Genomic DNA, 15682 nt, shown 5'->3' on the forward strand with positions numbered 1-15682 from the left:
GACTCAGAAGAACTGTTCACGCGTTGTATGACAACTTCATTGACAGGCTCCGGGGGAGAAGGAAAGAGCACTACCACCGGTGTCAAGAGCCACAATCCCAGTGGCCGGCAGGAGAGAGATCGTGAAGCCAGTCTACGTCACTGCGTCCGTTGCCGCCCTCGGCCTGTCGCTGCACGCCAATGCCCAGCAGGCAGGGATCGCCACGCCACAGCAATGGCCTGTAGTCTCCCTTCCGAAGAAGGATCAGGAAGCGGAACGTCGCATCGATGCTTTGATCGCCTCCATGTCGCTCGAGCAAAAGGTGGGGCAGATCGTGCAAGGCGACATCGCGAGCGTCACGCCCGACGATGTGGCGCGATACCATCTCGGATCGGTCCTCAACGGCGGCAGCTCGGCGCCAAAGGGCGACGACTTCGGCCCGGCCTCCAATTGGCTCGGGGCTGCCGACGCATATTGGGAAGCCTCCATGCGTCCCGACGGCAAGCTCACCAGGGTTCCGGTCATGTGGGGCTCGGACGCGGTGCACGGCCACAACAACATCATCGGAGCCACGCTCTTTCCGCACAACGTCGGTCTGGGTGCCGCGCGGAACCCAGAGCTGATGCGCCAGATAGGCGAGATCACCGCCAAGGAGCTTCGCGTCACCGGACTCGACTGGACGTTCGCGCCCACCATCGCAGTTGCGCGCGATGATCGCTGGGGGCGAACCTATGAGAGCTTCGCCGAAGATCCAGCCCTCGTCACCGCATACGCGCGCAGTTTCGTAGAAGGGCTGCAGGGCCGCCGAGGCGCCCCTGACTGGCTGCGAGGACCGCACGTCATCGCCACGGCCAAGCACTTCATCGCCGACGGCGGAACCGAGGGCGGGCGGGATCGCGGCGACGCCCGCCTGCCTGAAACAGAGCTCATCAGACTCCATGCTCCCGCCTACGCCGCCGCGCTTGAAGCGGGAGCCCAGACGGTGATGGCTAGCTTCTCCAGCTGGAACAGCGTGAAGATGCATGGCAACGAGAGGCTCCTCACGGGCGTGCTCAAGCGCCACTGGGGCTTCGATGGCTTCGTCGTCGGCGACTGGGACGGTCATGCCAAGGTGACCGGCTGCACGGCAACGAATTGCCCTGCCGCGCTCCTCGCGGGCCTCGACATGTACATGGCTCCGAGCAGCGGGAAGAGCATCTACCAGTCCACTCTTACGGGAGTGCGTGCCGGGACGATCCCCCTGCCGCAGCTCGATGATGCCGTTCGCCGAGTGCTGCGCGTCAAGATGCGTGCCGGGCTCTTCGACGTAGGCAAGCCTTCCACCCGACCATATGCCGGGCGATACGAACTTCTCGGAGCGCCTGAACATCGGGCGGTAGCGCGCCAAGCCGTCCAGCAATCCCTGGTGCTTCTCAAGAACTCCGGCCTCCTCCCTCTGAAGCCCTCCGCCCGCATCCTGGTCGCGGGTGACGGGGCGGATGATCTTGCGAAGCAGTCCGGCGGCTGGACGATCACCTGGCAGGGCACCGGAACCGCGCCGAGACACTTTCCGGGGGCGACGTCCATATGGGCGGGACTTCGCGATGCCGTAGCCGCGGGAGGCGGAAGCGCCGAGCTGTCGGTCCAAGGCCGCTACACCCGTAAGCCGGACGCAGCGGTCGTCGTCTTCGGAGAAGATCCATATGCCGAGTTCCAAGGCGATCGCGCTGATCTGCTCTTCGACGACAAGGCGAATGCGCTCGAGATCATGCGGCGGCTCAAGGTTGAAGGCATTCCCGTGGTTGCGGTGTTCCTTTCCGGACGTCCGCTCTGGGTGAACCGCCACATTAATGCGGCTGACGCTTTCGTGGCCGCGTGGCTGCCTGGCTCCGAAGGAGCCGGCGTCTCCGACGTCCTGTTCGGAAGATCCGACTTTCGGGGCAAGCTGCCCTTCTCCTGGCCGCGGGACGCCAAGGGAACCCCATTGAATGTGGGTGATCGCGACTACCGCCCGCTCTTCCCATTCGGCTACGGACTCAAGCTGAGCGATCGCCAGCCTGCGCGGCCACTTCCTGAAAACCCGGGCATAGCCCTCGGCTTCAGCCCGACGGGACCTCTCTTCGAGCGAGGCCGCGCAACCGGCAACCGCCTCCTGCAGATCGGTGGTGCCAACGACAGTCCGCAGACGATCGCGGGGCCCGCCGACAACGGTTCGGTCCAAGTCCGCGCTGTCGACCGCGAAGCCCAGGAGGACGCGCTCGAAGTGTCCTGGACCGGCCGCTCCCGGGGAGGACTGGTCATCGCGCACCCGAGACCCGTGGATCTCACCCGCGCGGGTCAACTGGCGCTGCTGATGAATCTAAAGGTCGACTTCGCCCCCAAAGGTCCGGTTCAGCTTGAGGTGCGCTGCGGACAGGGGTGCACGGGCAGGATCGACATCGCGCCTATGCTCAACCGCCTCGCCGGCAAGGGGTGGCAGCAGACGCAGATCCCCGTCGCCTGCCTCGCAAGCGCTGACCTGTCGAAGGTAACCGCACCCTTTGCCATCAGCAGCAGCAACGCGATGCGTCTTACCTTCGCCTCAGTGGCGCTGGTCCGGTCGACGGCAGCCGCATGCCCTTGACCCTCCAGCGTCCCAGTACGATCGGCAACACCCCCGCGCATCTAGGCACCTTCCAGAACGGGGTATCTGACACGGAAGCGCGGGATCGTCGAAGATGCGCCCTCGCGAGCCGTATCGCCGTTGCACTTGTGACAGCGATCCTGCTGTCCCACGGGCGCGAAGCCACGGCTCAGGCGGTATCCCGTGACGTGTTCGGAACGCTGCCAGATGGTCGTGCGGTGGAGCGCTTCCGGCTCACCAACGCCCGGGGAACCTCCGCAGCATTGATCGAATATGGTGCCTCGATCACCAGCATCCGTCTGAAGGATCGCGGCCGCTCGATCGAGGTTGTCGTCGGCCCCAATGATCTCACGGCCTTCACGAAGCGCCGCTTTGGGCAGATCGTCGGTCGCTACGCGGGCCGTCTACGCGGCGAGGTGCTGATCGAAGGCTTTCGATACCCACTCGCCACCAATGCAGCGGGCGTGACGGTCCACGGCGGAGACCCTGGCCTCGACCGAGAGCTTTGGCGCGGAACCCCTTTCTTCAACGCCAAGGGAAGCGGTGTGACGTTCAAGCTCGTGAGCCCTTCTGGTAAGCAGGGCTTTCCAGGCATTCTCAGCCTGGAAGCCCAATACTTCCTCGCCCGGAACTCTGATACGCTGACCCTCGACATCAGGGGATCTGCGGATCGCCCCACGATCGCGAGCCTGACCAATCACGTATTCTTCAATCTAGCGGGAGTAGGCACCGTCGCCTGCCACGTGCTTGAGGCCGATGCCAGTCGCTACGTGCAGATCGACCATCGCAAACTTCCGACTGGAGCACTCCAACCCGTTCGGGATACGCGCTTTGACTTCACCATGCCGCGGCTGCTTGCCCCCCTTCTGAGGACTGGCGGGTTGGATGACATGATTGTGCTTGAGCCAGGCGGCGCAGTTCACCTTCACGACCGGCGAAGCGGTCGCACGCTCAGGATGACGACCAATCAACCTGGCGTCCAGGTATTCACGGGAAACGGGTTCGACGGCAGCATTCTGGATGGCCGTGGGCGCCCGATCATGCGCCACGCCGGCGTCGCCGTTGAGGCAATGGGGCTCCCAGACAGCCCGTGGTTTCCCCACTTTCCAAGCACCGCCGTCTCACCTTTCCGACCTCTGCATTGGCGAACGGAATGGGCCTTCTCCACCGCGCGGAGGCAGCGCGGAAGCTGTTCCGATCAAACCCCGCATCCCTCTAAGATGTAATACAACTCGTTGACACCGGTTGCAGCAGGTGCAATGAAGATCATCTGAAAAGCGGCAACAAAGCCGCAACATAGGGGAGGATTACATGCGCTGCGATCGCGTTTCGCAGGCCGTGGGCCTGCGCGTCTCAACCAGCATCTTCACTCTGGCCCTAGCCGCGCTGGCTCCGGGCTCCGCGCTCGCCCAGACGCAGGACGGACCACCCGCCGAAGAAGCTGCCGAAGCGGATGCGCAGGATGTCGTCGTCACCGGCTTCCGTCAGAGCTATGCCGACGAAGTCCGCACCAAGCGCAACACGATCGAGATCACCGACGGCATCTCTTCAGACGATCTGGGACGCATTCCCGACCTGAACATTGGCGAAGCTCTGCAGCGGGTGCCCGGCATCCAGCTCAATCGCGAAGCCGAAGGACGCGAAGCTACGATCAACCTGCGCGGCCTGCCAGGCGAATATGCCCGCACCACGCTGAACGGCGTCGCCTTCGCCGAGCCGATACTGCAAAGCTCGACGCCGCTGGGCGCGTTCGCCTCTGACATCTTCAGTGCCGTGCGCGTCCAGAAGTCACCGATGGCCGATGCGCAATCAGGCGGCCTCTCGGGCAACGTCGACCTACAGATCGCTCCTGCCCTTTCGCGCAAGGACGGCGGCCGGGCCAAGATCGCCTATGACCATAACGAGCTTGGCAAGCAGGGCGAGCCGAGTGCGACGCTCGGCTACAATCTCCACCTCTCCGAGAACTTCGCCGTCTTCGGGATCGTCACCTACAAGCACGAACGGTTCCGCCGCGATTCGATCCTGTTCAACAGCTATGGAGTGCTGTCGGCGACGAACACGCCGAACTTCATCAGCCGCTATGCCGATTATTATGCACCAGCCGGCACCTGTGCAACGACCTATGCCAATGTCGTCGGCTGCGTCGCGGCGGCAGGCGGCACGGGCGCGCAGGGTGTCACCGGTGTACAATACGTGTCGCAGAACCGCCAATATGTTCGTCAAAATGAAGGCGACCAATGGTCCGGCGCCGGCGGCGCGGAATGGCAGATCAGCGACGCGGTGAAGTTCGGCGTCACCGGCCTCTATACCGATCGTCGCCAGAGTGAGACCGTCCAGAACCTTCAGATTCTCAACTTCACCGGTACCGGGGTCCGGGTGAACCCCACCAGCGATGTGCGTGAGGGAGCGAACGGCGCCCACTACATCGAAAACTTCGACTTCTCCAATATTGGCGTGATCAACGATTCCCGTTTGTTCCCGCAGGTGCAGAAGGCCTGGGGCGTCAACGCCAATCTGGAGTATGAAAGTGGCGACTGGCGCCTGAATACAACCGGCACGCTATCCAAGGCGAGCAATAGCGCCGTCGAGATATTCGCCGAGTTCATCACCGGACAGCAGGCCAACCGCCCGAACGGCACCAGCGGCAGCTTCGCCAGCGGCGGCGGCAATTATGATGATTATGCGCTGACGATCGGGCCCGACCCGCTGTCGACCGGCACGCCGCAGGTCGCCTGGACCTGGGCCGGCCCTGCAGACCAGCAGAGCTGGTACGACTCCCCCGCCGGGACGCCGGGCAGGAACCGCTTCAACCTGGCCGGCACCCAGAGCTATGGCACCAGCAAGGTCACCGCCATCCAGCAGGACGTCGAGAGAAGCTTCGAGAACAGCTTCCTGACCGGCATCCAGTTCGGCTCCCGTTTCGAGCGAAATCAATACCAGTCGCAGGGCTACCGCACCAACGCGGCCGGCATCCAGGGACAGAACATCAGCAGCGACTTCCTCGCAGTGAACCCGGACAACGACGATTTCTTCCAGGGCGGCCTGCCGGGCTTCAACCGCAACTGGCAGGTCCTGGACATGAACAAGGTCGTCTCGGCACTCCAACCGGTGACTCCGGTGAACGGCGGGGCGCTGGCACCTAACGGCTTCAACATCAACTATACCGACAATGGCTACGCGCTCTACAATTTCACCAACGATACCGACGTTCTGTCGGTCTATGGCGAGGCGAAATACGGGACTGAGATATTCTCAATCCCGGTGCGCGGCATCGTCGGGCTGCGCTATGAGGAGGCCTGGAACACCGTCGACGCGTTGAACCGCATCCGCCCGGCATCCGCCGGTCTCGGATCTCCGTCCGACTACGGCTTCCAACGGTTCGAGAACAACTACAACCAGTGGCTGCCCTCGGCGATCGCCGTATTCGACGTGACCGACAAACTTGTGGTGCGCATCGCAGGCTACCGCACCTATGTCCGCCCTCACCCGCGCCAGTTCACGCCGGTGACGCTCGTCGGCGCACCGAGCACGACCAACGTGATCCCGGTCACGCTCGGCAACGCGGACCTCCAGCCTTACACCGGCACGTCGTTCGACGGGACGATCGAATGGTACAACCGCAAGAACGGCCTTGTCGCGCTCAGCCTGTTCTCCAAGCGGTTCAAAGGCGTTGTGCAGCAGGTCCGCGGCGCCCGCGCCTTGTGCCCAACCGACGGCGGGAACCTTGGGCTCGGCCCACTGCGGGTAGAGGGCGACCAGTGCCTGACCGCGGCTGGCCCGGATATCAACGGCAACCCGCAGACGGTGTTGATCGCGGGCTTCATCAATTCCACCACGCCCTACACGGTCAACGGCCTTGAGCTGAACGTACAGCAACAGCTGGACTTCCTGCCGGGCCTGCTGCGCAATCTGGGAGGCGGCTTCAACTACGCCTACACGACGATCAGCGGCACCAATTCGGATGGCACGGAGGCCACCCTCCCCGGCATCTCCAAGCACAACTTCAACGTCATTGGCTATTATGAGAGCAAGCTGTTCGGCTTACGCTTGAGCTACAACTTCCGCAGCAAATACGACCTGTCTTCCACGGGCACCTTCGCCGGCGCGGCCCGGCAGGTCGAGCCCCGGGGCCAGCTCGATGCCTCCGCCTCCCTCAACCTGACGGAAAAGGTCAGCCTTTCCATCAACGGATTCAACCTGACCAATTCGACGCGCAAGGAATATCAGGGTGTCGAGGGGCAGGCGCGCCGTATCGACTATGATGGGCGCACCTACCGGGTTGCGCTGAACGCGCGGTTCTGATGCGCGCCGCCTTTGTCGTCGCTGCCGCGGTCGTCTGCCCCCAGCCTGCACTCGCGCAGCATGCGATCTTCGCGGAAGGCGATCTGTCGGCGCTGGCCGGGAGTCCGGCGGCGCGAGAGGTAATCGCTCGGGCGCAGGCAGCACTCGGGCGGCGGCCTGGCGCGATCCCGAAGCTGCATACCGAAGGGACGCTGCCCGGCCAGGGCATCCGCGACATCAGCATTGCGGCCAAGCGCGATCACCCGATCGTCTTGGACTTGGCGCTCGCTTGGGCAGTGACCAGGGATCGCCGCTACCTGGACCAGGCGGAGCTGTACCTAGAGAACTGGGCAGACGTTTATCAAATGTCATTCAACCCTATCGACGAGACGAGCTTCGACATGCTCGTCATGGCTACCGATCTCACCGCCCCGGATCTTTCGCCCCCTCTCGCAGCGAAGCTCCACACGTTCTGGCGGCGTATGGCCTCGGGCTACTTGGATGCCATGGACGGAAAGCCCCACAATGCGCACACCAACTGGCAGAGCCACAGGATCAAGCTGGCGACGCTGGCCGCATATCGGGTTGGTGACAAAGCGTTAATCGATCGCGCTCGCGCAGCGTACCGTCGCCATATATCGGTCAATCTGCGCCCGGACGGGTCCACTTTCGACTTCGAGGAGCGGGATGCGCTGCACTATGTCACCTACAATCTCGATCCGCTCATGACCGCGGCGCTCGCCGCACGCGCGCATGGTGAGAACTGGTATGACTGGAAGGCGCCTTCGGACGCGAGTCTGGCGCATTCGGTAGATTGGCTGGCCATCTTCGCGCGCGGTGAACGCACGCATATCGAGTTCGCCCGCTCCAAGATCGCCTTCGACCATGCACGTGCGGCAGCCGGCCAGAAGGAATACGCACCGCATCCCTGGAACCCGGTTCAGGCCCTGAACACCTTCGCGCTCGCCAGCCACTTTCGAAGCCATTATGCCGTTCTCCGCGATGCGCTTAGTCGAGAGTCGGGACGGCGTTTCGCACCTTGGATGGAGCTTGCTCGCTAATCGGCATCGCTGCCTACAAAGCCACCGAACATGGCTCTCATCAACCAACAAGGCCTTTGGAGAGGCGGGCGCGGTGATCCGCCGCAGCGGAAGCCAGCGGCTAGTAAGACCGCAAGCCGATGTGTAGGCGCTTCCGCCGCCTCTGCAAATCGGTCGCTTGTTAATGTACCGATTTCAACTTGGATTGGCCGTTTGCACCGCCGCATATCGGCATGAAGGGCAACGAACTTCCGTTCTGCAGCTAGCCGAACGGAGGCCCGCGCTCCGCCCTCATTCAACCGATGAACTCTACGCTTCCGTCGCCGAGCGAGAGGCCGAGCAGTGCCGGTGAGACGGCGCTCTCCCTGACGCGATATCTGCAAACACCTTGCCAGACACTGGGTCTCGCCATAGTGGACATGATATACTGTATCGTGATTCGTGCTTAGGGGGATTTTTTGAACCGACTGTCCATTGCGGCAGGCCTGATGCTTGGCCTGCCTCTTATCGCCACGCCTGCATTCGCCCAGACCGAAGACGAGGAGCACTCACGCCGCTCGGACATCGTCGTAACCGGAGTGCGGGAGGACGATAGCTATGCGCCGCAGCAGGCGACCGTCGCCGGCAAGAGCCCGGCGCCGCTGATCGAGATCCCGCAATCGGTAAGCGTGGTGACGCGCCAGCAGATCGAGGATCGCAACCTGTTCACGATCGGCGAGGCAGTGCAGACGGTGGCGGGCGTCACGGTGATGCCGTTCGATGGCACCAATCCCGATTATCGTGCGCGCGGCTTCGTGCTCGACTATGCCTATGACGGCATTCCGTCGACCTTCTCCTCGGGCGTGCCCGAGTTCGACCTCGTCATCTACGAGCGGCTCGAAGTGCAGCGCGGCCCCACCGGCCTGTTCCGCGGCTCGGGTTCGCCGGGCGGGACGATCAACCTGATCCGCAAGCGCGGTCAGGACCAACTCGCACTCTCCGGCGCGCTGTCCGCGGGCTCCTGGAACAACTATCGCGGCGAGTTCGATATCGGTGGGCCGGTCGATGCAGCGGGGCGCCTGCGCCTGCGGGCAGTGGGCGCGCTCCACGATCGCAATTTCTTCCAGAACAAGTCGCATACGCGCAAGCTCACCGCCTATACCGCGCTCGACTTCGACCTGACGCCCACCACGACGATCGGCGCGTCGCTCAGCTATCAGGACACGGTAGCGAACACGCCGATGAACGGGCAGCCGGCCTATGGCTTGCTGAGCAACGGCCAGCGACACCCGCTGACCGACCAGTTCCTGAACTTCCCCCGCAACTTCCAGCACCTGCCGAGCTGGAACAAGTTCGCCGAAACCACCACCGAATATGCCGGCGAGATCAAGCAGCAGGTCGGCGACTGGTCGGTCGTCGTGCGCGGGCTCCACCGCGATATTCCGCGCGCCTGGGCCGATGCCTTTATCGAGCCGGGTACGGGCGTCGACCCCGTCACGTTGACCGCCGCTTATGTGAACCGCCGCAGCCGCGGCGTGAACGGCAAGACTTCGGTGGACGCATACGCCACCGGCCCGTTCAGGCTGTTCGGCCAGGAGCATGAGCTTGCGGTAGGCTATAGCTGGGACAAGCGAACGACCTCATTCCGCAATCGCAGTCAAAACCGGCTCGGCAGATACTCGATCTATGATGCGGACTCGATCCCGCTGCCGGGTGCCGCCTTCACCTCGGGCAGCGAGACCGATCTCCAGCAGAGCGGCGTGCATGCCCAATTGCGGCTGCGGCCGACTAAGGACCTTACGATCGTCGCGGGCGGCCGGATCAGCGACTATACCAACAAGTCGCGGAGTATTGTGCCCTCACCGGCGACTAACTTCACCACGGGCGCCCGCGAGCGCGGCCAATTCACGCCGAGCGTCGGCGCGGTGCTGCACCTGACCGACGATGTCACGTTGTACGGAAGCTATTCCGACATCTTCAATCCCCAGACTCAGCTGCGTGCCGACGGAACCGTGCTTGATCCGCGAGTTGGCCAGCAATATGAAGCTGGGCTCAAAGGGCGTTTCCTGGATGGAGCTCTCAACGCCAGCGCGGCGGTTTTCCGCAGCAAGGACAAGAACCGCGCGCTCGCCGACACGGCAAACCCCGGTTTCTACGTTCAGGTCGGCGAGGTAAAGATCCAGGGATTCGAGTTCGAAGTCACCGGAAGCCCGCTTGCCGGGCTGGACCTCGTGGCGAGCTACACCAATGTGAAGACCGAGTTCGAATTAGGCACTGCGGCGCAGACCGGTGCCGTGTTCGACCTCAACACGCCGCGGCACCAGTATAAGTTTTACGCGCGCTACGCGCCGGCGGCGCTGGGCGGCGCCTTCGCTGCGGTCAGCCTCAATGGTCAGAGCGGTGTAGTCGCTGGCGGCGTGCCCGGTATCCGGGAGCAGGCACCCGTCGCGGTGGTCGGTGGCCAGCTCGGCTGGCGCGTCAGCGACGATCTGCGGGCGTTCGTCTCGGTCAACAACGTGTTCGACAAGGTCTATTACCAGCGCGTCGGCTCGATCAACACGTACAACTTCTATGGCGAACCGCGGAACGTCCTGGTGACGCTCCGGGCAAGCTACTGAGGTGGCGGCGCTCGTTCCTGTGATCGCCGGTCAGCAATGGCGGCTGCTGGTGCGGGACCGGCGACTCGCGGTGCTGGGGCTTTCGCTGCTGCTGGCGCTGCTCGCCGCAGCGTTTGCCGGCGCCGCGCTGCACGGCGCACGCGAAAGGGAACGGCGCGCCGCTCAGGCCGAGGAGGCGCGAGTCTGGGCATCGCAGGGACCCGCGAATCCCCACGGTGCGGCGCATTTCGGACGCTATTTCTTCAAGCCAGTCTCGCCCCTCGCCGTGATCGATCCGGGTCTGCTGTCGCAGCTCGGCAACTCGCTCAAGGTCGAGGCACATGCCAACAATCCGGCACGCAACCGGACGATCGACGGCGGTACGGCGCTCGACCGCTTTGGCGGACTCAGCCCGGCAACGATGCTCCAGCTCTTTGCTCCCCTGCTGGTGATCCTTTCCGGCTTTTCCGCCTTTTCGGGCGAACGCGCACGCGGCCTGCTCCGCCAGGAGCTCGCCGCCGGGGTTCCTCCCGCCGCGCTGATGGCCGGGCGCCTGGGCGGCCTGGGTGCCACCGTCGGGCTGCTGCTCGCCATCGCTACCCTGGCGAGCGCCCTGGCGCTGGCATGGAGCGGTGGAGGGCCGCCGGAGTACGCGGCACTATTCTGGATGATGCTTGGCTATGGCTTGTTTCTTCTCGCTTTTGCTGCGCTGACGCTGGCGGCCTCGGCTGCCTTTGCGTCGGCGCGGACGGCGCTGGTGGTGCTGCTTGCCTTCTGGGCGATGGCGACGCTGTTCGTGCCCCGCATCGCCCCGACGATCGCGGACATGATGGCTCCTACCCTGTCCGGCCCGGCATTCGAGGCCGCAGTGTCCAAGGAAGTGCGCGAGGGTCTGAGCGGCCATGATCCGCAGGACGCGCGGCTCGAGCGGCTTCGGCAGACAACGCTGCAGCGCTACGGCGTGTCGAAGCTCGAGGATTTGCCGGTCGACTTCAACGGCATCGCACTCTTCGCCGGCGAGCAACTGTCCACCGCCATCTATCGCCGCCACTTTGCCGAACTCTATGACGGCTATGACCGCCAGGCGGCGATCCAGCGCGGCTTCGCGCTCCTCTCGCCGCTTCAAGCGGCCCGGCCCTGGTCGGCGTCGCTCGCGCAGAGCGATCAGCATGCGCACCGGCGCTTTCTCGAACAGGCGGATGGCTTTCGCTACGGGTTGGTTCAAACGCTCAACCGCGCGATCATCCATCGACCCAAAGGCGAGGAAGGCCCCTATCTTGCGGACGTCGCCGCAATTACGCGTGGCGCGCGCTTTACTCCCATCCGGCCCCCGCTGGGCGAAGCACTCGCACGCCACTGGGTCGATCTGGCGATCCTTGTCCTCTGGGCTGGAGCGTCGGTGTTGCTGGCCTTCGGCGCGGCGCGGCGCCTCGGAAGGTCGGGCGCATGACCGGCTCGTTGGAGATCGTTCGGCTCGAAGCAGTCCGAACATGGCGCGACCCGGTGATGCGGGTCATGCTGATCCTGTTCGCGCTTCTTGCCGGCTATGCCGCGCTGAGCGGCGCGCGTTGGGCGGACGCGCGCGCAACAGCGGTCCGACAGACGGTGGCCGAGGCCGACGAGACGATGGCAAAGCGCCGCGAGACTTTCGCCAAGATGGTCGCCAAGGGCGAGAAGCCCAATTTCGGCCTGATCTACGCGACGGCGCTGCCGTTCCGTGCGGGACTGCCCACCCCACCGCTCGCCGCGTTGTCCGCGGGCCAGGCCGAAGGCTATCCGGCCGCTGCCAGCATCGCACCGTTCCTCGATCCCTGGTCGATCTTCGACCCGCACATGGCGGGGCTCGAAAGCCCATCGGTGCTTGCAGCCGGCCGCTTCGACCTCGCCTTCATCATTGTCGTGCTACTGCCGCTGCTGCTGATCACCGCGACCTATGACTTCTGGTCGCGTGACGTCGAGAACGGCAGCGCCCGCTTCCAGCTCGCCCAACCCATTTCGCCCGCTCGGCTCGTCCTGACGCGCGCAGCGATGCGCGGCGGCAGCTTACTGGCGGCATCGACGTTGATCGCATGCCTCGCGCTCGCGATGGCGGGGGCACAGGACCTTGCCGGCCTGACAGGCTTCGCCGCAATCGTTCTTGCCTATGGGCTGTTCTGGATCGCGCTTGCGATCCTCATCAACCTGTTCGTGCGTGCCTCGACCACCGCGGCACTGGCGACTGGCACGGCCTGGCTGGTTGTCGTCGTGCTGCTGCCCGGCATGATCGCGGCCACTGCGGATCTGGCGGCGCCCCGGCCCTCGGAACTGTCCTATACCAATGCCGTTCGGGCGGCCGGTCTCGAGGTGCGGGCAGCGCATGCCAACGCCGCGCGTGCGGCCGCCAAGGCGGAGCCGCGCAACAACTACCCTGCATCGCTGTGGCACAGCCGGGGCGAGATCCAGGCGCGTGACGCCCGCCTGCTTCCGCTGCATCGCACGCACGCCGAGCAGGCGGCGCACCATCGCGGCGTTGCCGAGCGGCTGCGCTTCCTCTCGCCGGCGATCGTCGTGCAGGACGCGCTCGACCGGCTCGCAGGCACCGATGCAAGTCGCGCGCTTGCCTTCCGGCAACAGGCGCGCGGCTTCGCGGGGCGGGCTCGGCAGCTCGCCTTCGACTGGATGGATCGCGGGCGGCTGATGACGCTCGCAGACTATGATCGCCCACTGCTGCGCTTCGCCTTCGCAGAGCCTTCGCGCGCCGGTCCGATCGCCGCCGACCTGGCTGCGCTGCTGTTGTTCACTGCGCTGCTGCTCCTGTTCGCCGCACGCCGCCTACGCGGCGGCCCGACGAAGCTGCTCTGAGGATATGCCATCAATGCTGGAAGCCGTCGCGCTCACTAAGGATTTCGGAACCCATCGCGCGCTCGACGCGCTCGATCTTCGCGTCGAGGCGGGAGAGATCGTCTGCCTGCTCGGTGCCAACGGCGCAGGCAAGACGACGACGATCAACCTGTTCCTGGGCTTTCTCGAACCGAGCGCGGGCGAGGCACGGGTCGACGGCGTCGACGTGCGCAGCGATCCGGTCGGCTCCAAGCGCAAGCTGCTCTATGTGCCCGAGCAGATCGCGCTGTTCGGCGAACTCACCGGCCTTGAGAACCTCATCTATTTCGCCGCGCTCTCGGGCATATGCGACCGATCGCCCGCTAATCTGCGCCGGTGCCTGGCGCAAGCCGGCCTGGCGGATGCGGCGATGGATAGAAGGGCGGCGGGCTATTCAAAGGGGATGCGGCAGAAGGTCGGCATCGCACTGGCCATTGCCAAGCAGGCACGTGCCCTGCTGCTCGACGAGCCTACTTCGGGCCTGGATCCACAGGCCTCGGCGGAGTTCCACTCTTTAGTAGTCCGGCAACGCGACGCCGGCGCTGCCGTCCTGATGGTCACCCACGACCTGTTCCGCGCCCGAGAAGTAGGAACCCGGATAGGGCTGATGCGAGAAGGGCGGCTGCGGCGCATGATCGACGCTGCCGACATTACCGCGTCGGAGCTGGAAAGCCTCTATCTCGAGGAAATGGGACGGTAGGCGGAGCTTTCGGCATCTACGGGAGGCCGAGAGGACCCAGAAGTGGACGTTCGAACCACCCTTGCTTCTCGAATTCGGACGTCCGTTCAGCAAGGCTTGCATGGCAGCCACTCGCCCAATTCCGGTCATGCACCGGCTATTCTGTTGAACCCGAAAGATCCCATGGCGAGGTGGATAGCGGCTGACACTCTGTCAGAGTGCGGTTGCTGACCCCTAACTCCGTGGAGGCAACCATGCTTGCAGCTGATCGACCCCATGCGCCTGCCGCTATCCGTATAGATCTTGGCGCGATCTTTGTTTCGTTGGAACTGAGTAAATCAACGTGGCTGGTCACGTCTTTGTCGCCCGGTGCTGGCGAGCGGATGTCGAAGCATGTTGTGCGTGCTGGTGACGTTGCCGGATTGATGGAGCGTTTTGCGCAACTTCGCGAGAAAGCACGGGTTCGGACCGGGCACGAGTTCGGCTTCATCGTTATCCAGGAGACCGGCCTGGATGGGTTCTGGATCCACCGCGTGTTGGAGCGCGAAGGGATCGAGAGCTATGTCGTCGACCCGGCGTCGATCGCAACGTCGCGCCGACGCCGCCGGGCAAAGACCGACAAGATCGATGGCGAAGCGCTGGTTCGTGCGCTGCTTGCCTACAAGCGAGGCGAGCCACGCGTCTGCGCGATGGTCAGGCCGCCCAGCGTCGAAGAGGAAGATCGACGTCGCATTTGCCGTGAGCGCCAGGTGCTGATCATTGAGCGAACCCAGCATATCAACCGGATCAAAGGTTTGCTCTTTGCACAGGGCATCACTGGATATGAGCCGCTACGTCGCGACCGGCGGGAACGGTTCGAAGATCTCAGAACCGGCGATGGACGCGTTCTCGCAGCTCAAGTCAGATCGCAAATCGATCGAGAGATGGACCGGCTCGAGCTGATTATTGAACAGATCAAAGCCGTCGAGGATGAGCGCGCCGCGCTCATCGCGGAGCAAGCCGCCAACACGCCAGCGGCAATGCTTCTCAACCTCAAGGGCATCGGCCCAGAGTTCGCCACCATCCTCTACGCAGAAGGGCTGTTCCGCCATTTTGATAACCGGCGCCAGCTGGCGGCCTATGCCGGCCTTGCCCCCACACCCTGGCAAAGTGGATCGATCAGACAGGAGCAGGGTGTCTCCAAGGCCGGCAATAGCCGCCTGCGAACGACCATGGTCGAGCTCTCTTGGCTCTGGATCCGTTACCAGCCTGACTCGGCGCTTGCCCGCTGGTTCCAGGAACGCGTGCAGCACAACGGCGGCCGTCTCAAGAAGCCGACGATCGTGGCGCTCGCCCGCAAACTTCTTATCGCGCTGTGGAAATATGCAACCTCAGGTGTGGTGATCGAGGGAGCCGTGATGAAGGCTGCCTGATCCGAACCCTTACGCGTTCCCGGAGCCCGATCAGCTCCGTGGATCCAGGTAAGCGAACCGAAACGACTGTTGGCGTTCAGCGCCGTCCGAAAGACTGGTCCCGCTTTCCTGTGCCCGTAACCGCCGCAAGCGGGATAATGGTGCGGCCACCCCGAGTGGCGACCGTATGTGAGCTGGATAAGGTTCGGACTGTCGAGCCGCGTCATGCATCGGGCCACGCCTGGATCCGACACCAAGGAGACCATCAATGTAGA

At 64.1% G+C, this 15682-nt stretch carries 9 protein-coding genes; all 9 read left to right on the forward strand.

The features are described 5' to 3' along the window. Positions 1 to 121: 121 nt before the first annotated feature. Complete coding sequence (locus FHT02_RS05215; protein WP_343056835.1) at positions 122 to 2581, forward strand: glycoside hydrolase family 3 N-terminal domain-containing protein; 2460 nt, start codon at positions 122 to 124, stop codon at positions 2579 to 2581. 128 nt (positions 2582 to 2709) lie between these two features. After that, the gene (locus FHT02_RS05220) at positions 2710 to 3807 is read left to right on the forward strand and encodes an aldose epimerase family protein (protein WP_184085149.1); all 1098 of its coding nucleotides are present in this window, start codon (positions 2710 to 2712) and stop codon (positions 3805 to 3807) included. Positions 3808 to 3892: 85 nt separating this feature from the next. Next, a complete protein-coding gene (locus FHT02_RS05225) occupies positions 3893 to 6883 on the forward strand; it encodes a TonB-dependent receptor (protein WP_184085152.1) in 2991 nt (996 codons plus the stop codon). Continuing rightward, the gene (locus FHT02_RS05230) at positions 6883 to 7923 is read left to right on the forward strand and encodes an alginate lyase family protein (RefSeq protein ID WP_184085155.1); all 1041 of its coding nucleotides are present in this window, start codon (positions 6883 to 6885) and stop codon (positions 7921 to 7923) included. The genes FHT02_RS05225 and FHT02_RS05230 overlap by 1 nt, the downstream gene beginning before the upstream one ends. A 467-nt stretch (positions 7924 to 8390) precedes the next feature. Further along, the gene (locus FHT02_RS05235) at positions 8391 to 10499 is read left to right on the forward strand and encodes a TonB-dependent siderophore receptor (protein ID WP_184085159.1); all 2109 of its coding nucleotides are present in this window, start codon (positions 8391 to 8393) and stop codon (positions 10497 to 10499) included. A 1-nt stretch (position 10500) separates the two neighbouring features. Next, entirely contained in the window at positions 10501 to 11928 is a 1428-nt protein-coding gene (locus tag FHT02_RS22015; RefSeq protein WP_184085161.1) for a DUF3526 domain-containing protein, read from the forward strand. Beyond that, complete coding sequence (locus tag FHT02_RS05245) at positions 11925 to 13319, forward strand: ABC transporter permease subunit (RefSeq protein ID WP_184085164.1); 1395 nt, start codon at positions 11925 to 11927, stop codon at positions 13317 to 13319. The genes FHT02_RS22015 and FHT02_RS05245 overlap by 4 nt, the downstream gene beginning before the upstream one ends. Before the next feature lie 13 nt (positions 13320 to 13332). Then, positions 13333 to 14037, forward strand: coding sequence for an ABC transporter ATP-binding protein (locus FHT02_RS05250; RefSeq protein WP_184085167.1), 705 nt, complete (start codon positions 13333 to 13335; stop codon positions 14035 to 14037). 233 nt (positions 14038 to 14270) lie between these two features. After that, positions 14271 to 15428: an IS110 family RNA-guided transposase gene (locus tag FHT02_RS05255; RefSeq protein ID WP_184085170.1), complete on the forward strand. Its 1158-nt coding sequence runs from the start codon at positions 14271 to 14273 to the stop codon at positions 15426 to 15428. Positions 15429 to 15682 lie beyond the last annotated feature (254 nt).

The sequence above is a fragment of the Sphingomonas xinjiangensis genome (genome assembly GCF_014199255.1).
GTDB classification, from domain to species: Bacteria; Pseudomonadota; Alphaproteobacteria; order Sphingomonadales; family Sphingomonadaceae; genus Sphingomonas; species Sphingomonas xinjiangensis.